Origin of the sequence: Ornithinimicrobium sufpigmenti, assembly GCF_004322775.1 — a bacterium.
In the GTDB taxonomy this organism is placed as follows: Bacteria; Actinomycetota; Actinomycetes; order Actinomycetales; family Dermatophilaceae; genus Ornithinicoccus; species Ornithinicoccus sufpigmenti.
Genome location: NZ_CP036403.1, coordinates 634858 through 651334 on the forward strand (window position 1 = coordinate 634858; position 16477 = coordinate 651334).

Sequence of the window (16477 nt, forward strand, 5' to 3'; positions counted from 1 at the left end):
GTGGTCGGGGCGAGCACCCGGGGCGAGCAGGTCTGGTCCGAGGCACGGCGGCTGAACGACCTCGGGGACTTCCGGGCAGCCGCCCGGGCGCTGGACGAGGCCCGGCAGGTCCTCGCCGAGGCGCCGGAGCACGACCTGGAGGCGGCACGGATGCGCGTCCGCGTCGACGTCACCGGCGCACTCACCGCGCTGGAGCTGGACGGGTATGCCGCGGCCGCCGACCTGCTGCGCACGGCCCGTTCCCGGGCCGGACAGCTGGCCGCGCCCGACCTCGTCGCGCTGACCCACATCCAGCACGGGGTGGTCGAGGCCCGGTCCGGCAGCTGGGGCCGCGCCCGGGACGAGCTGCTCGCCGCGCTCGAGCTGAGGGACCACCTCGGGACGGTCGAGCAGTGCTCGACGCTCATCACCCTCGGGCTGGCCGAGCTCTCCCTGCGCCGACTGGGCGAGGCGACCGGCCACCTGGAGCAGGCCAGAGCCCTCGCGGCCGACCACGACCTCGATGCGCACCTGTTCAAGGCCACCCACAACCTGGGGTGCGTGCACTTCGTCGCCGGTGACGTCCCCAGGGCGCTGACCCTGATGGCAGAGGCCGACGCCATGCCGGTGCAGGTCTCGCGCGACCGGGCCCTGCTGGACCATGCGGAGGCGCTCCTGGACGCGGGCCTGGTCGACGAGGCGGCTGACTTGCTGCAGACCGCACTGGCCTCGGCGCAGACGGAGGGCCACCGCCTCGACGAGGGCGACATCCTGCTCGACCTGGCCCGGTGCGCCGTCCTGCGGGGCGACCGCGACACCGCCCGGCGCGACGCGCGCCGGGCGGTCGCCGCGTTCCGGTCCCGACAGGCACGTTCCCGGCGGGCCCTCGCCGAGCTCTTCCTCGCGGGTCTGGACCTCGCCGAGGGGGCGCCGGCCGAGCGGGCGCTCGCCGCCGCGAGCCTGTGGGAGTCGAGTGACCCGCGCACCACCGAGCAGGTCGAGGCGGTCCTGCTCACGGCCGAGGTGGAGATCGCCCGGGACCGGCCGACGGTCGCCCGACAGGCCCTCCGGCGGCTGGGTCCGACGTCGTCCCTGCGCCTGCCGGTCCAGCTGCACGCGCACCACCTTCGGGCCCTGGTCGCCGACCGGCTCGGCGACGACGAGGAGTTCGCCGAGGTGGCCCGGCAGGCCAGCGACGCGCTCGCGACCGCGCAGAGCTCGCTGCGCAGCCTGGAGCTGCGCGCCGCCGTCGCCCAGCACGCCGCCCGCCTCGCGCAGCTCGACCTGGCCCGTGCGGTGCGCCACGGCTCCGCCGCCGCCTGCATCGAGACCGTCGAGCGCTGGCGGGGCGCCTCTGCCCGGGCCGAGGAGCTCACCCTGTCCGCGGACGACCAGACCGCGGCCCTGCTCCAGGAGCTGCGCTGGCTGGCCTCGGGGATGAGCCCCGGCGCGCCGGAGGACCCCGTGGAACGGGAGGCGCGGATCGCCGACCTGCAGCAGCGGATCAGCGCCCGCGCCCGGCTGGGCCGCGGCACGGCCGACGGGCCGGTGGCCGCGTCCCTGACCGCCGAGGAGCTCGTCACCGCCCTCCCGGCCGGCACGGCATACCTGACCTTCGGCCAGACCGACGGCCGCCTGTATGCCGCTGTCGTCACCGGCGAGGGTGAGTACCGGCTGCACGACGTGGGGCCGGAGGAAGAGGTCGAGGAGGCGGTGGCGACCCTCCGGCGCGACCTGCGCGGACTCGCGTTCGCCGAGCGCCTGCCCCAGCTGCGCACGACCCTGGCGGCGGCCCTGGCGGAGTCCGGCGCCCGGCTGGGCGGTCTGCTCCTCGACCCGCTGGCCGACGTCGTGGGCTCCTGCGCACGGCTCGTCGTCTCGCCCAACCCGATGCTGCACGCGCTCGCCTGGGCCTGCCTGCCGCAGGTCGAGCACCGGCCGGTGACCGTCACGCCCTCCGCGTCACGCTGGGTGCGAGACCACCAGGACGGGCCGGTCGCGGTGCGCCGGGTGAGCGCCCATGCCGGTCCCGGTCTGCCGGAGGCGTCCGACGAGGTCGGCATGGTGAGCCGGACCTGGGCGCCGGACACCGGTGCGCGAAGCGGCCCCGGGAGGGCCACCGCCCGTGATGTCGCCCGGGCCCTGGCAGAGGACGACCTCGTCCACGTCGCCGCGCACGGTCAGCACTCCGGTGACAACCCGCTGTTCTCCTCGCTGCGCCTGCACGACGGACCGCTCTACGCGCACGACCTGGCCCCCGCCGTCCACGCCCGACACGTCGTCCTGTCCGCCTGCGACGTCGGGCGGGCCCGGATCCGGGGCGGCGGTGAGGCGCTGGGGATGACCGCGGCCCTGCTGAGCCTCGGCGCGCGCTGCGTCGTCGCTGCCGTCGCACCCCTGCCCGACGCGGTGTCGGCCCAGGCCGCGGCGGTCTACCATCAGCAGCTCGTGGCTGGGACGGATGCCGCCGCAGCCCTGGCGAGCGCCGTGCGGGAGACGCCGGGCGCGCAGGCGCTGGTGTGCTTCGGCAGCGACCTGCAGATCCGTCGGTGAGGCCTCCCGGGTGCTCGGCCCCCGCCCTGGACCAGACTGGGACGATGCCGACGGACCTGCCCCACCCGCTGACCGGTCGCCCGTTCCCGAGCCCGGTCCCGCCCGGGACGGGGTGGCCCGAGGACCCGGCAGGGCCGCATACCCGCAGCGCGCGCAGCGCAGCCGGGGTGCGTCGGCAGGCGGCCGGCGCGGCCGATCTGCAGGAGCTCGACGCGCGGGTGTCCGTCTGCGGCGCCTGCCCGCGGCTGGTCGCCTGGCGCGAGCAGGTGGCGGTGACCAAGCGGGCCAGCTTCGCCGACCAGCCCTACTGGGGGCGGCCGGCGGCGGGCCTGGGTCCTGCCGACGCGAGGGTGCTCGTGGTGGGGCTGGCGCCGGCCGCGCACGGCGCCAACCGCACCGGCCGGATCTTCACCGGCGACCGGTCCGGCGACTGGATCTACGCCGCGCTGCACCGGGCGGGTTATGCCAGCCAGCCGACCTCGACCCACGCCGGTGACGGGCTGCACCTGCGCGAGGTCCGGATCACCGCACCGGTCCACTGCGCGCCGCCGGACAACGCGCCGTCGGTGCAGGAGCGGGCCACCTGCCGACCCTGGCTGGAGCGTGAGCTGCGGCTGCTGGAGCCGCACCTGGAGACGGTGATGGCGCTCGGCGGCATCGGCTGGGACGCCTTCCTCGTCGCCGCGCGCGCCGTCGGCTGGGTCGTGCCGCGACCCAAGCCGCGCTTCGGGCACGGGGCCGAGGCGCTGCTCACCACGGCGTCGGGACGGCCGATCCGGCTGCTGGGCTGCTACCACGTCAGCCAGCAGAACACCTTCACCGGCCGGCTCACAGAACAGATGCTGGACGACGTCATCGCCCGGTTCTGAGCGCGGTTATCCTGGGACCGCCCCGGCCCGCCCCCGTAGCCCAACCGGCAGAGGCAGCCCACTTAAAATGGGTGCAGTGCGGGTTCGAATCCCGCCGGGGGCACCAGAGCGTCGTTGTTCAAACCAGCGACGTTTCCGGTTTGATCCGCCCCGTTTCCGCCTGCTGTCTGGCGGGCGAGCGCGGTGGCCTGGACTTCGGGGTTGAACAGGGTGTCGAAGGGCACTCCTGGTTCGGCGTCGATGGCGTCGTCGTCGGTGACGGTGAGGCGTTCGAAGAAGGCCTGGTTGGCGATCCGACGGAGTGAGTCGTCGATGCTCATGTAGATCGCGTGTGCGTTGCCTGCCAGGGCTAGGCAGTCATCGAGGTGGGCGCGGGCCTGGTCGTATTCGATCTCGCTGGCCTCGATCCGGGAGTCGAGAAATGCGATCTGTCGGGCGATGCGGTCCTGTTCGGTCTTGAGCAGGTCCAGTGGCACGGCCCCGGCGTAGTGAGCCTGGAGCAGCTTGGTGCGCTCGTCGTAGAGACGGTCGCGTTCGGCGACCTGTGCCTTGCGTTCGGTCTTGGCGGTGGCGAAGAGCCGGTCGAACTCGCTGGTGATCAGTTCGCGCAGCGCGGTGACGATGTGGGCGGGTATCTGCACGCGGCGGTAGTAGTCCTCGACTGCGGCTTCCACGTCGGGCACGAACATGGACTTGCGGTCGCAGTTGGTGCGCTTGGAGTGTCGGCCGGCGCAGATGAAGTAGGGGTAGATCACTCCGCTGCGGCTGCGGGCGTTGGACAGGATCAGCCGGGAGCCGCAGGTGCCGCAGAACACGGTGCCTTTGAGGTAGTGCTCGTGGGCTTGGGTCTTCTCGCCGGATGCCTGGTGGGCGGCGAGCACGGTCTGGACCCGGTACCAGACCTCGGGGGCGACCAGGGGTTCGTGCAGGCCGTCGTAGGTCGCGCCTTTGAACTGCACGTTGCCCTTGTAGTAGGGGCTGGCCAGCATCCGGTGGATCGAGGACAGCGCTGGGGCCTTGGCGGGCCGCTTCGGTGTCGCCACGGTGGTCAGACCACGGTCGATGAGTTCATCGCGCAGGGTCGCCACCGAGTAGTTCCCGGTGGCGTAGGCCTCGAAGGCCCACCGGATGATCGGGCCGCGGTGCGGGTCGACGTCGATGGTGCGGACCTCGCGGCCGAGTTCGTCGCGCCGGGTCACGTTGAGGTAGCCCATCGGGGCCTTGCCGTTGGTGCCGCCGGTGACAGCCTTCTGGTTCATGCCCTTGGAGACCTCGTTGGCGAGGTTGCGGGAGTAGAACTCCGCGATGGTGGACATGATCCCGTGCAGCAGCATCCCCGAGGGCGTCTCATCGATGTTCTCGGTCGCCGAGACCAACAGGACGCCCGCTTCTTTGAGCGCGAGGTGGATCGCGACGTCGTCGGCACGGTTGCGCGCGAGCCGGTCGACCTTGTGGACAATGCAGTAGGCCACCGGATGGGTCTTGACGTACTCGATCATCCGCATCAGCGCGGGCCGGTCGGCCTGGCGAGCGGACTCACCGGCGTCGACGAACTCCTCGACGATGACCGCGTTGACCTCCTGGGCCTTGCGCAGATTCGCCTGACGTTGAGCCGGGATGGAGAATCCTTCGTCCTGGCCGCCCTTGGAGGCCTGCTCCTTGGTGGAGACGCGCAGGTAGGTCACCGCCAGCGTCGTGGTCGCACCGATCTGATCGGGAGCCGTCACCAGCGGAGGGTGTGTGGTGCTCATGGGTCGTGTTTCCTTCCCCAACAGGTGGGGCCAACACGAGAGCGCGGGACTGCTCGTGCGGTGCGACGTAGGAAACAAACACGACCCGTGCCGTCCATTTACGGACGGGCTGGGTAGGCCACGAAGGGCTAATGAACAAGACGCCACACCACGACCACCTGAGTGGCCGCTGGCATGCGTACGTCTACGATTCTACGCCCTGGCCACCAGGGTGCTCAGGAGGAGTCTCCTGCCCGGCGTTCTCCTGGTGCTCTTGGCGGGCGCGGGCCTGGGCTATCCCGATGAACACCTGGGCGAGCTTGTGCAGGTCGGGGCTGGGACGCAACTCGGCCTCGACGCGGTAGTCGCGCATCCGCTCCGGCGGGCCACTCGGGCTTTCGGCTCCGGTGGTCATGGCAGCTCTCCGGTGTCGAGGTCGAGTCCGGCGAAGAACGCGTCCTCGGCTTCACGGCGGGTCTGAACCTGCTCGAACACGTACTGCACGAAATCCTCACCGCGGTCGGTGATCGTGATGTCCTCGATCGCGGGTGCGGGCTCCTCGCCAGGCCAGACCGCCTGCCGGGTCGGCCGGTCATGATCCAGGCGGGTGCCCGAGGCGGCCACCCAGTCACGCAGCCGGGCGCGGGCGTCGGCGAAGTCACGGTGCCAGCCGATCGCGGCCGAGGCGTTCTGCTCGGGGTCATAGGCACCCAGCCAGTGCAGATGCAGCGCGGACAGCTCCCACACCAGCTCGGGATGGCGGTGCCAGAACGGCGGCAGCACGCTGACGGGCAGCCCGTAAGTGCGGCGCAGCCACGCGACCCAATCGTTGAGTGCCAGCCACTCGGCCTCCAAGTCGTCAGCGCTCAGCAGGTTCCAGTTCACCGGATGCGGCACCGCCGGCGTGTCGGCGTCGTCGAAGCCGTCCACATCATCGGTCTCCGGCGTCTCGTCAGCGTCCGCCCTGTTCTCGGCGTCGTGGACATCCTCGCCGGACGTGTGCTCGTTCGGAGTGTCGTCGTTCATGCTCTTGCCTCCTCTCGGGTCACAGGCCGATGTGCGGCGTGGCGTGCTGCGACTGCGGCGCTCGCCGCTGGGCCTGTTCGATCTGCGGCGCCCCCGCACTGGCGGCCTCCCGGCTCTGGGACTGGCGTTCGAGAGTCCTGCGAGGGGCGCGCCCGCCGGTGTTCTTCGACGGCGGAGTCGCGGGCAGGAACCGGGTCGCCTCGAACTGCTCCTCGCGCTCGCCGGTGTGCTTGTTGGTGTACTCGCGCAGCGACCCTTGGGCGATGAACCGGTCCTTCTCGCGCAGGTGCTCGACGCCGAACTGGGCAGCACCCTTGAACGCAACGACGTCGTGGAAGGTCGTCGGCTGGTTCTGCCATCCGGCCTCGGGGTCATAGTGGCGGTGGCGTTGGCCGGCCTTGAAGTACAAGCGGGCATCGCCGTTCTCGGTGTAGGTCAGTTGCGGCTTGGAAGCCACGAAGGCATAGATGCTGTCCTTCATCTCCAGCCCAGTCGTCGAATCGGTACTCATCGCACGTACTCCTGCTCACACAGCCACCGGAGCGGTGACCGCTGGGACAGGTAGGTGCACGCACGCACCACCACGACCGAAGGCAGCCGGCTCAGCGCCGGAGCAACGCCTCGACCTCAGCCCGGTCGGCCTTCAACTGGCCGCTGTCTGGACGGGAGGGCCAGGGGCGTAGGTCGGTGACGATCGGGGGTGCTGAGCGCAGCAGAGTCACGCCGGTGCCGAAAGGCAGCGTTCTGATCCGATCTGGGGGCAGGATCGGCACCCGGCGGATCGAGCGTTGGTTCGACCTGGTGCCGTGATCGCCCAACGTCACTGAGTCGGTGTACTCGTCCCGCTCACCAATGAGCGTGGACAGGTCTTGGAGGTCTCGGGAGTTGGACGCGCCGCCGAGGATGATCTTGACGATGGAGGCGTCCCAGATCGCCCCGGCGGCGTTGTCGGACCACTTCTCTCGCGCCTGAGCCAACGACTGCAACACCGGCAGGGTCGTGATACCGGTGCCACCGCCCTCGGCCATCAACGTCGGCAAAGACGGTAATGGGGCGAGGTTGCCGATCTCATCCAGCGCCAGCAGCAGCGGCGGGTCGAGGCGGGCACCCGGTGAGCGGGCTGCGATCCTTCTGGCGGTCTCGATGAGGTCTTCGACGAACGCCGCCACCAACGCTGCGGATGCGCCAGCTCCGGCTCCGGTGGCGAGCAGATATAGCGTGCCGCGCTTTCGGATGAAGCTCTCGGGGTCGAAGTCCTCACCCGCGCGTGGTGAAACGGCATCGAGGACGCGGGGATCGGCGAGGGCTCCGAGAGCGAGTGCGACGCCTTGCCAGATGGAGTCGCGGGTCTTGGGGTCGGAGTCGATCATCGCCCCGAGGGAGTCCGCCCACCCGGTCGCGGCCCGGGTGCTGTTGGTGAGGATGGCGACGGCCTCGGCTGCCGCGGTGGGGTCGAGGGTCCAGCGGAACAGCTCAGACGGCAGCCGGTGGTCGAGGGCTGCGGCGTGTAGCAGGGCTTGGAGGGCGGTGCGGGTCTTGCCTTCCCAGAACCCGCCGGACTCCACCCCGCCACTGCTGAGCCCGGTGGCAGAGGCGAGGCCGTTGGCTCGGATCATCGCCGTGAGGGGATCGTGGCAGCCGCGGATAGGTGACCAGCGCATCCCCGCGGGAATGCCCTCGGCCAAGTGCTGGGGGTCGAACACCGCCACCGGCCGCCCGTCTCGTTGCCGAGCGCGCAGGGTGGCGGTGAGATTGTCCGGCCGGGTGCTGGTGGTGACCACGGCGCCGGGCGCGTCGAGGATGGCGTTGATGACCACGTGCAGGCCTTTGCCGGAGCGGGGCGGGCCGATCAACAGGATCGAGTCCTCCACGCTCGCCCACACCTGCCGGCCCCGTGAGCGGCCCAGCAGATAGCCGACATCGGAGGGTGCCGCGCCGGTCAGCGATGGCCGCAGCGTCGAGGCACGGCGCAGGAGCGCCTTGACCGAGGCGGTCTGGGTGACCTCGTGGGCGGTGGCGGTGCCGGCCAGGCGCCGCGGGTCGGTCTCGGCCCTTCGCGAGTGGCGACGCAGCCGCACCCACACCCACGCCCCGGCGAAACCGAGCCCGGAGAGGAGGACGGCGGTGGTGATCCAGTACGCGACCGGGCTCAGCCCTTCGGCATCCAACGCCGTCGCGGGGTCGGCGGGATTGAACAGCACACCGATCCCGGATGCGGGACCGGCGGCGGGTTGGGGTGTGCCGGTGAGGAACGCCGCCACGCTCCCGGCGGCGCGCAGGACGAGCGCGAAGCCGAAGGCACCGATCAGGACGCCGATGGCGGCGTTGGTCAGGTCATCGCCCATGCTCCCGGTCGGCCGCTGCCCGGTCATCGTAGAAGCCGCCGGATGTGCAGGGTGCCTGAGACCCGGCCCAGCAACACGACCTCACGGGGGCCGCAGGCCAGGACAGGAGCGAGCTGGGCCGTGTCCATCAGGGCGCGGGCATGGCCGGTGCCGGTGGCATCGGTGTGAGCGACGACGACGGCGACCGCGACGTCCTCACCGGGCACGAACCCCTCGCCGGTTACCTCCACCAGCTCCGGCATGTGCTTGGTCTTGGTGTGCTTGCCACGCCGTTCCTGCGGCTTGGTCTCTGCGGGTTCTGTCAGGGTGGGTTTGCGGGCGCGGATGAGGTCGGTGAACACGGACCCGTCGCTCTCTCGGACCTCGACCCGCACGGCGATGGTCCGGTCGGAGGTGACGGCATCCATCAGCTCGCCGAAGGTGCTGCGCGTCCACGCGGAATCCTGCTGTGGGGGCGGGAACGGTGCGCCGTCGACGGTGACGTCCAAGATTCCGTTCTCGGCGACCGTGACGACGACGTGTGGCAGCAGCACCGGGGTCTCGACGGGGTCCTGCCCGGTGGTGCGGCGTGGCTTCTTCGACGCCATCACGTCACTCCCTGCGTGAGCCGGGAGCTGGTGTCGAACAGTCCCAGCTCGGCGGGGTGGAGCTGATGCTGGGTCACGAAGGAGCGATCCTTAATCCGCCACAACCCCTGCCCGACGCCTAACGACGGCAGTAGCTTCTGTTCGGTGCCAGTGAGTCCGAGCGCGGTCGCGGTGGGTCCGAGCTGGTCGGATTCCTGCCGGTACACGATCCGGGTCTCGGCGTTCGCGAGCAGGCTGTTGGCGAGGGAGCGCATGGCTGAGCCTTGGTCGCCGACGTTGTCCAGGTCGGAGAGCTTGTGGAAGATCAGCATGTTCGCGATCCCGTAATGACGAGCGAGCCGCCAGTGCGCGTCCATGCGCTTCAACAACCCCGGGTGGGACATCAGGCGCCAGGCTTCGTCGTAGATCACCCATCGCTGCCCGCCATTGGGGTCCAGCAGTGCGGATTCCATCCACGCGCTACTGCAAGTCATCAGTACCGAGATGAGGGTGGAGTTCTCGGTGACGCGGGAGAGGTCGAGGCTGATCATCGGCAGAGATGGATCGAACCGGATGGTGCTGGGTCCGTCGAAGAGTCCTTGGAGGTCGCCCGCGACGAGTCTGCGGAGGGCGTGGCCGACAAGCCGGCCATCCTCGGCCAACCTGCCGTCAGCATCCGCATCTGAGCCGCTGGGTTTGAGGATGTGGTCGACGACCATCGGCAGGATCGGCACCGTGTTCTCCCGCACCGTCTGGGTGAGGGCGTGGTCGATGGCGGTGTGCTCCAACGGCGTCAACCCCCGCGCGAGGACGGTCTCGGCCAGGGCTCCGATCAGGTCACGACGCCGCGAGGCCACGGTTGTCGTCCACTGCAGATCGGTGAGGCCGCTGGGTCGGTGTCCTTCGTCGAGGGGGTTGAGCCGGGTGTTGAGTCCGTGGCCGAGGACGATCGCCCGGCCACCGACAGCTTCGGCGACCGCGGTGTGCTCGCCTTTCGGGTCGCCGGGGACGTAGACGCGGCGCCCGAACGGCAGACTCCGCGTGTAGAGGGACTTGGCGAGAGAGGACTTGCCAGAGCCGACGATCCCGGCCAGGACGACGTTGGGTGCGGTGATGATCCCGCGGGCATACAAGACCCAGGGGCCGTAGACGAAGCTGCCGCCGGAGTAGAGGTCTTGGCCGACGAACACCCCGTCGGAGCCGAGGCCGCCTTCGGCGACGAACGGATACGCCCCCGCCAACGTCGCCGAGGTGTCCTGGTGACGCGGAAGCCGGAACCGACCCGGCGACCTGAGCGCCGCCGGTCCGGGCTCACCCGCAGCGGGCAGGTACTGGGTGGCGCGGCGTTCGGCCCGCTCGGCCTCGGCCTTCGCGCGTGCGGCGGCCATCTCGGCGGCGCGTTGCTCGGCCTGGAGTCTCGTCGCTGCCTGCCGGCGCTGCTTGCGCAGCCGGCGGCGCTCCTTGGCCGGTGCGACCAGGACCGAGGTGTGCAGCCGCTCGGGCTCGGTGCTGCTCATAGCGACAACCCCCGCCCTGAACCAGCCGAGCTGCGGGAGGGGGAAGTGAACCAGTCGCGGTCCGCGACCAACGCCGCACGCCGCGCCTCACGACCCCCGTGCGCCGGCGCTGCCTGCTGGGCATCACGCGACAGTTCTGTCCTGATGCTGTTGGTCTCAGGAGCAGGCGGATCAACGAGGAGTGCTGGGTCGGGTGCAGTGTCGAATTGCCGGTAGAGACCGACTTGGCCGAGCGCGTGGTTGTAAGTCACCGTGTACCCCGCGACGGTGACGGTCCGGTCGATGCCGCTCGTCGGCGGCTGATCGTCGTAGACGTAGCCGTTCTCCAACGCCGCATCGGTGGTCTCGTCGCCGTAGTCCCATCCCTTCGGGTGTTCGAAGGCAGCGTCGGTGCCGTTGCGGTCGATCAGGGCGTGCACCGCATCGGCCTCCTCGCCTTGGAGGAACACCACGCTGATCCATCGTTGTGAGACCTCGTCAGGTCGGATGGGGCCGTGCTCACTCAGTTCGGCCAGGGCGTCGGTGTTGGTGCGGGCGGCCTCGGCCACCCACGCCGGGAATAGGCCCTCGTGGTCGGGCTCGCTGTCGGGGTGATCGAGGGCGTACTGGCGGGCCTCACCGGCGGCTCCGAGGAAGGTGGCGAGGTCGCGGATCGCATGGTCGGGGTCGACGGGTTGCCCTGCGCCGGTGAACAGGTCCCGGCCCTCCAGTTCCTGCCCGGTGGTGGTGTCGGTGATCCGGTAGGCGTAGCGCTGATGCTCACCAACCGGCGCATCCGGCCACACCACCAGCGCCAGCGACCCCGCCTCCACGGTCGTGGTCGCTGGGTCACCGTCGAGCCGGGCGGCCACGCGTTCCCGGGCGGCGTCTCGGTCGACGACCGGTTCGGGGTGCCAGGCGATCCGCCCGGAGTGCGAGAACGCCGCGTCGAGCCGGTCGTAGGCCTGATCCAGCAGCGTGCCGGCCTGGTGCAGCTCATCGGCCGCGGCCAGCGCGGACGCCGCACCCGCGGCGAGGTTGCCGTCATCGTCGAACGCCCGGTCCCGCGCGTTCAGGTGAGTGCTGGCGAGCTGGTCGAGCACCTGGTGCATCGACCGCACCCCCGCCACGAGGTCACCGAACACCCGGTATATGTCCGCCGAGTCCTCGAACACGCGGGACGCGTGGGCCAGGCCCCGCAGCGGCTCGGAGGCTTCGGCTGCATCGGCGAGCGGGTCGTGGAACGTGGGCATCACAGCCTCCAAGACGGTGGGCGAACAGAGAGGGGCGAGCCCGTGGTTCGGGCTCACCCCTCAGGTGCACGCACCACGCCACCACCATCACTGGGCCGGGGGCCGGCGACTGTGCGCGATCAGACGCGGCGGCACAGCGGCAGTGCGGCGGCGGTGAACGCCGCAGCCTGCTGGCCCACCAGGAGCCGGGTCTCGCAGGAGGCTTGGATGGCGGCCTGCTCGATCGCTGCCACCCCGGCCTCGAGTTCTTCGTCCGTGGGCGCGGACACCGAGATGAGGCCGGTGTATCTGAGGACGCCGTGGCCGGCGGTCAGGTCGGCTTCCTGCTGGAGCACGTCCTGATACTCCGCAGTCTGGGAGGCGTCTTCGATCTGCCCGATCTTCGCCCGCTGCGCGGCGTCGGAGATGTGCTCGACCTTCTTCTTGCGGATATCCCGTGCGGCCTGGTCGGAGCGCATCGGGGTGCAGATCAGCGAGAACGACCGTTGGATACCGGTGGAGAGCAGGACCGGGGACAGGAAGCCGGGATAGACCAGCGACCGGGGCCATTCGGAGACCCAGAGCACGGCGTGGTGGGCGGAGTCGGTGCGCAGCCGGGTCCAGGACTCGTTCACTGCCACCGGTCCGGCGGTGGCGAGGGACTGGCCGAGTTCTCCGTGCCGCTCCAGGGTGGCGGCGATCGCCGGGTCATACGCCGAGCGCAGGATCACCGCGATCTCACCCGGGCTCAGCCATCCCGAGGGCGTTAGATCAGCCGACCGCAGAGCGGCCACGAGGGTGGACATCTCTTGGCGGAGCACGGCGGCCGCACCGCGGATGCCGCCGCCGGCGGTCCGGATCTGCCGGGCACTGGTCTTCATGTCTAGCGACAAGCTCAGCGTCGTGGCATGTCTCTCACCCGCGGGTCCGGCCCGGTCGATCAACTCCGCATAGGTGGTCGCGGCCCAGGTGTCGTCTTCGGTGCCGTGGGCTTCCCACCATTCGGCCAGCCCGGTGCCCGAGTCCGGCAGGGTGCGTTCCAGGATTTGGAGGGTGGCGATGCGGCCGGAGCGGCAGACGGTGGCCAGGACACGGCCCCAGGAGGTGACGCGTCGTTCCTGCTCACCCGGGTCCAACAGGACGAACGCCGGGTGGGAGACCTCGCAGACCACGGTGAGGGTCTGGGCGTGGGGGTCGTGGATCATCCCCGCCCCGGTGTCGGGGTCGGTGTACTCGCGCAGCCTGGCCATGTCACCCGGCAGCGCAAGCGTCCCGACCGGTCGCGGCGTGACGATCCGGCGCCGATAGAGGAGTTGTCCGCCGGTCGAACGCCAGAGCCACCAGAACGCGACCGGCAGCCACTCCACCGCGGGCCGGCCCGCGATCGGTATCCACGTCAAGGTGGCGGCAACCACCCAGACCGGTGCGGTGTATGCCAGGAGGATGCCGCCACCGGCATACAGCGCACCTACCACCGACAGGATGCCGATGGCGAGGGTGATGAGCTGCGACAGGGACAGTCCGAGGAGGATGCCGCGGCGGGTGAGGCGGGAGAACTTCACCGGCACCAACTCCGAAGACGTAGCGCGGTCGTTCTGCTTCGTGGCCATGACCGGTTCACTCCTTCCCGGTGGGCTTGGGAGCCGGCGGCGGGGGCTGTTTCGATGGACGCGCTTCCGACTGCGACGGCCCGCCGGTGGGTGTCTTCGGTGCCGGTGTCGACGGCGGGGGCGCCTGCGCGGACGGTGGTGATGTGCTGCCGGTCTGTCCGGCCGAATCGGCGGCGGCCTCGCCCTGGTTGCCGAGGGCCGTGCCGGCCTTGGGTCCGGCGGTCGCGGCGTCCTTGGCGACTTTCGCCGCCACCACGGCCGCGGCGGCGGGACCGGCCGCGGCGCCAGCACCGGCACCGGCGCCCGCTCCACCGCTTGCCCCGGCACCGGCGCCGCTACTCGCGGCCGCCTTCCCACCACCAACTCCGGCCGAGCCAGCAGTGCCACTGGATGCCTGCGGCTTCGGATTCTTCGGCTCCGGCGGCTTCTTCCCACCACCACCACCACCGCCGTTGTCGCCCTTGCCCCCGCCACTGTCGTCGAGAACCTTCTTAGGCTCCGCCCCGCCCTGCGGCTTCGACGGAGTGGGCACGGGCCTGTTGAGGGCGCTCTTGGCGTCCTGCTCCGACCCGATGGCGTGGTACATGTCGAACCCGACGAAGTTCAGGAACTTGTAGGTCATGTACGGCGCGAAGGCAGCCATTGCCATGAGCACGATCCCGGCGATCGGGTCCGCCACCGAGGACAGGTCGCCGTCGATCGGTGCGGAGACTTGGGTGATGGCGACCAGGAACATCACGACCAGGACGAGCTTGGAGACGATCAGGGCGATGACGAACATCGCCCACTTGCTGATCCACCCCTTCGTTGCATCCCACGACGCCCCGGAGAACGCCAATGGTGCGAGCACGATCGCGACCAGCAGCAGCGCCTTGCGCACCAGCAGGGACAGCCACACGATCGCCGCCGCGCTGATGGCGAGCCCAGCGAGGAAGATCGTGATGATGGCCCCCACCCCGGGCGCGGCGATGTTGATCCCGACCAGCCCTGCGGCGAGCAGGGTGATCTTGTCGCCCATCGACTCGGTGGTCTCCCCGGCGGCCTGGATGATCCCGATGCAGAGCTGATCGACGATCTCCAACAACAGCGCGGTCAGGGTGATGACCACGAACGACCCGAGCACGGACTTCGCCAACCCGAGGGCGGCACGACTGAGTGCGGTGGGGTCGCGGCGGATGAGGCCGGTGATGAGTTGGAGGCAGAAGAACAGCAGCATCACGAACACGGCGATGCCGAACAGGATGTTGTAGACCGCCACATACTCCGGCGACGTGACGTCGACCAGGGTGGTGGTGTCGAAAACCGTCCAGACGGCCTCGAACAGCCACCCGGCGGCGGCGCCCATCGCGCCGGCGAGCCAGTCGAACGGGGCCGAGACCAGCGAGGCGGCGGCCTCGCCGGCGGTGTCGCAGACGGTCGAGACGAGGGGGATATCGCACAGACCCACCGCAGATCACTCCTTCATGAAGGGGTCGAGAAGGTTGGTGGGCGGGGGTCAGACCTGCTGGCCGACGTCCCAGAAGAAGTTGATCAACGTCACCGACGCGCCGCAGATGACGGCGGCGCCGCAGGAGACGAGGACGCCGACCTTCCCCCGGCCCGCCAGGTGGGGGTTGGAGGAGTTGGCGCCGAAGCCCCACACGATCGCGGAGATGATCAAGGCGAGGACGGAGAGGATGAGGCCGATCGTCATGACGGCACCGACGATGGTGCGGAGTTGGCTGATGCCGGGCAGTCCGGAGTCGTTGGGGTCGATATTGATGTCCATCGGCACCAGGCCGGCCACAGTGGTCGTGGCGGCGGTCGCGGTGTCGGCGAGCAGGATCAGTGTGTTCATGGCAGGTGTGCTCCTTCACGAGCGAGAGAGGGTTCTCGTCGGTCAGGTGCACGGGATGTCCCGCAAGCCACAGGTACATGCGGATCGCATATACCTGGGGTATGAGTGCACACGAGGAGACAGAGCGGGCCGTGGCCCGCTGGCATGAGATCGTCAACGCCGCGGATCTGGACGCCGCACGGGAAGCGGTGTCCGATCCGATCGTGGTCAACGGGCCTAAGGGCGCCGGATCGATCAGCCCGGCCGAGTTCGCCGAGTGGATCACCCGCTCGGGCATCCACTTGTCGCCGCGGTCCTACCACCCGGTCAGCGAGCATGTCCTGGTCGTGGAGCAGGATGCCCGCTGGCCGCAGGACGGCCCCGCAACGCGCGTGGCGACGGTGTTTCGTACGCACGGGGGCCGGGTGTCGGCGGCGCTGCGGTTCCCCACGCTCGCCGAGGCACTGGAGTTCGCGTTCCTGTACCGGGAAATGGCCGTTACCGAGCCTGGCACGGCGGCATGACCGGTCCTGATCCGGCGCGGGGCGGGCCGGGTAGGGCGTTGTTCCGGTTCGTGCGGCACTGGTCACGCCGGGCGACCTCCGGTGACACGGCCGCTGGTGAGCACGGGCGGGACGTGTGGGTCGCCGAGGCCGTGCACGCCCTGGCCGAGGACGGACGCTCTGAGGTGACGGTCAACGACGTCGCGGCCGAGCTGGGTATCGATCAGTCCGGTGCCAGTCGCATGCTGACCGATGCCGCCAGTCGTGGCTACCTCGACATCGCCCCCTCGCTCGTCGATGGGCGACGACGCGCCACGGCGCTCACCCCGGTCGGCCGTGAGCTGTTGGAGCGCGCGCATGCCTGGCAGGAACAGGTCTTTGCCCGGCTCACCCAAGACTGGACAGAGCGCGAGCGGGCCGAGTTCCACCGCGGCATGCTCCGCCTCATCGCCGCATCACACGACGATGCGGCGGGCTGACCTACAACGTCGAGCCCACGTCGAGCAGCCAGTTCAGCCAGGCCACGCCGCCGCCGGCCAGGACCGCAGCGCCCAGGGCGGTCCAGGCGCCGATCCTTGCTTTGGTGGCGGCGGCGTGGTGACCGTTCGCGGTCGCCAGCGCCCACACGATGGCGCAGACGATCAGCATCAGCACCGCGCTGATGAGCACGAAGGTCAGTAGGGCGCCGATGACCTCGCGCAGGTCACCGATCCCTTCCAGGCCCTCGAAGTCGGGGAACACGTCCATGTCTG

Annotated in this window: 16 protein-coding genes, 1 tRNA gene and 1 pseudogene; 6 read left to right on the forward strand and 12 right to left on the reverse strand. The window is 70.3% G+C overall.

All coding sequences use genetic code 11. The features are described 5' to 3' along the window. From ESZ52_RS03030 to ESZ52_RS19615, 4 genes are all read left to right on the forward strand, one after another. Complete coding sequence (locus ESZ52_RS03030; protein ID WP_131103637.1) at window positions 1-2532, forward strand: CHAT domain-containing protein; 2532 nt, start codon at window positions 1-3, stop codon at window positions 2530-2532. Between the two features lie 44 nt (window positions 2533-2576). Beyond that, complete coding sequence (locus ESZ52_RS03035; RefSeq protein WP_131103638.1) at window positions 2577-3401, forward strand: uracil-DNA glycosylase; 825 nt, start codon at window positions 2577-2579, stop codon at window positions 3399-3401. A 29-nt stretch (window positions 3402-3430) separates the two neighbouring features. Next, window positions 3431-3507, forward strand: a tRNA-Leu gene (locus tag ESZ52_RS03040). 34 nt (window positions 3508-3541) lie between these two features. After that, the gene (locus ESZ52_RS19615; protein ID WP_238154332.1) at window positions 3542-3706 is read left to right on the forward strand and encodes a hypothetical protein; all 165 of its coding nucleotides are present in this window, start codon (window positions 3542-3544) and stop codon (window positions 3704-3706) included. A gap of 399 nt (window positions 3707-4105) precedes the next feature. Here the strand turns inward: ESZ52_RS19615 and ESZ52_RS19620 are convergent. The 11 genes and pseudogenes from ESZ52_RS19620 to ESZ52_RS03095 all read right to left on the reverse strand — a co-directional run. Further along, window positions 4106-5152: pseudogene (locus tag ESZ52_RS19620) on the reverse strand (recombinase family protein); the annotation flags it as partial. 184 nt (window positions 5153-5336) lie between these two features. Further along, window positions 5337-5546, reverse strand: coding sequence for a hypothetical protein (locus tag ESZ52_RS03050; RefSeq protein ID WP_131103639.1), 210 nt, complete (start codon window positions 5544-5546; stop codon window positions 5337-5339). Then, window positions 5543-6157 (reverse strand): hypothetical protein, encoded by a 615-nt coding sequence (locus ESZ52_RS03055; RefSeq protein WP_131103640.1) that lies wholly within the window; start codon window positions 6155-6157, stop codon window positions 5543-5545. The genes ESZ52_RS03050 and ESZ52_RS03055 overlap by 4 nt, the downstream gene beginning before the upstream one ends. A 19-nt stretch (window positions 6158-6176) precedes the next feature. Next, entirely contained in the window at window positions 6177-6638 is a 462-nt protein-coding gene (locus ESZ52_RS03060) for a single-stranded DNA-binding protein (protein WP_181009812.1), read from the reverse strand. A 121-nt stretch (window positions 6639-6759) separates the two neighbouring features. Further along, complete coding sequence (locus ESZ52_RS03065) at window positions 6760-8529, reverse strand: TraM recognition domain-containing protein (RefSeq protein ID WP_131103642.1); 1770 nt, start codon at window positions 8527-8529, stop codon at window positions 6760-6762. Then, entirely contained in the window at window positions 8526-9089 is a 564-nt protein-coding gene (locus ESZ52_RS03070; protein ID WP_131103643.1) for a hypothetical protein, read from the reverse strand. The genes ESZ52_RS03065 and ESZ52_RS03070 overlap by 4 nt, the downstream gene beginning before the upstream one ends. Beyond that, window positions 9089-10585 (reverse strand): ATP-binding protein, encoded by a 1497-nt coding sequence (locus tag ESZ52_RS03075; RefSeq protein ID WP_131103644.1) that lies wholly within the window; start codon window positions 10583-10585, stop codon window positions 9089-9091. Before ESZ52_RS03075 ends, ESZ52_RS03070 begins: the two co-directional genes overlap by 1 nt. Continuing rightward, window positions 10582-11817: a hypothetical protein gene (locus ESZ52_RS19975; protein ID WP_181009813.1), complete on the reverse strand. Its 1236-nt coding sequence runs from the start codon at window positions 11815-11817 to the stop codon at window positions 10582-10584. Before ESZ52_RS19975 ends, ESZ52_RS03075 begins: the two co-directional genes overlap by 4 nt. 119 nt (window positions 11818-11936) lie before the next feature. After that, window positions 11937-13406 (reverse strand): SCO6880 family protein, encoded by a 1470-nt coding sequence (locus ESZ52_RS03085; protein WP_131103645.1) that lies wholly within the window; start codon window positions 13404-13406, stop codon window positions 11937-11939. Between the two features lie 7 nt (window positions 13407-13413). After that, complete coding sequence (locus tag ESZ52_RS03090) at window positions 13414-14853, reverse strand: conjugal transfer protein TrbL (RefSeq protein ID WP_131103646.1); 1440 nt, start codon at window positions 14851-14853, stop codon at window positions 13414-13416. A gap of 48 nt (window positions 14854-14901) precedes the next feature. Further along, entirely contained in the window at window positions 14902-15243 is a 342-nt protein-coding gene (locus tag ESZ52_RS03095) for a DUF6112 family protein (protein ID WP_131103647.1), read from the reverse strand. A 101-nt stretch (window positions 15244-15344) separates the two neighbouring features. Between ESZ52_RS03095 and ESZ52_RS03100 the strand changes: the two genes are divergently transcribed. Further along, window positions 15345-15746 carry a hypothetical protein gene (locus tag ESZ52_RS03100; protein WP_131103648.1) on the forward strand — a complete coding sequence of 134 codons (402 nt, stop codon included), beginning with the start codon at window positions 15345-15347 and terminating at the stop codon, window positions 15744-15746. Between the two features lie 113 nt (window positions 15747-15859). Further along, window positions 15860-16204 carry a MarR family winged helix-turn-helix transcriptional regulator gene (locus ESZ52_RS03105; protein WP_202865400.1) on the forward strand — a complete coding sequence of 115 codons (345 nt, stop codon included), beginning with the start codon at window positions 15860-15862 and terminating at the stop codon, window positions 16202-16204. Between the two features lies 1 nt (window position 16205). Here ESZ52_RS03105 and ESZ52_RS03110 read toward each other — a convergent pair whose 3' ends face one another. Then, window positions 16206-16472 carry a DUF6112 family protein gene (locus tag ESZ52_RS03110; protein WP_131103650.1) on the reverse strand — a complete coding sequence of 89 codons (267 nt, stop codon included), beginning with the start codon at window positions 16470-16472 and terminating at the stop codon, window positions 16206-16208. Window positions 16473-16477 lie beyond the last annotated feature (5 nt).

Coding starts and splice junctions, on each gene's coding strand:
- ESZ52_RS03035 (WP_131103638.1), top strand. CDS start 2,577: ATGCCGACGGACCTGCCCCACCCGCTGACCGGTCGCCCGTTCCCGAGC.
- ESZ52_RS03050 (WP_131103639.1), bottom strand. CDS start 5,546: ATGACCACCGGAGCCGAAAGCCCGAGTGGCCCGCCGGAGCGGATGCGC.
- ESZ52_RS03055 (WP_131103640.1), bottom strand. CDS start 6,157: ATGAACGACGACACTCCGAACGAGCACACGTCCGGCGAGGATGTCCAC.
- ESZ52_RS03060 (WP_181009812.1), bottom strand. CDS start 6,638: ATGAAGGACAGCATCTATGCCTTCGTGGCTTCCAAGCCGCAACTGACC.
- ESZ52_RS03065 (WP_131103642.1), bottom strand. CDS start 8,529: ATGACCGGGCAGCGGCCGACCGGGAGCATGGGCGATGACCTGACCAAC.
- ESZ52_RS03070 (WP_131103643.1), bottom strand. CDS start 9,089: ATGGCGTCGAAGAAGCCACGCCGCACCACCGGGCAGGACCCCGTCGAG.
- ESZ52_RS03075 (WP_131103644.1), bottom strand. CDS start 10,585: ATGAGCAGCACCGAGCCCGAGCGGCTGCACACCTCGGTCCTGGTCGCA.
- ESZ52_RS19975 (WP_181009813.1), bottom strand. CDS start 11,817: ATGCCCACGTTCCACGACCCGCTCGCCGATGCAGCCGAAGCCTCCGAG.
- ESZ52_RS03085 (WP_131103645.1), bottom strand. CDS start 13,406: ATGGCCACGAAGCAGAACGACCGCGCTACGTCTTCGGAGTTGGTGCCG.
- ESZ52_RS03095 (WP_131103647.1), bottom strand. CDS start 15,243: ATGAACACACTGATCCTGCTCGCCGACACCGCGACCGCCGCCACGACC.
- ESZ52_RS03100 (WP_131103648.1), top strand. CDS start 15,345: ATGAGTGCACACGAGGAGACAGAGCGGGCCGTGGCCCGCTGGCATGAG.
- ESZ52_RS03110 (WP_131103650.1), bottom strand. CDS start 16,472: ATGGACGTGTTCCCCGACTTCGAGGGCCTGGAAGGGATCGGTGACCTG.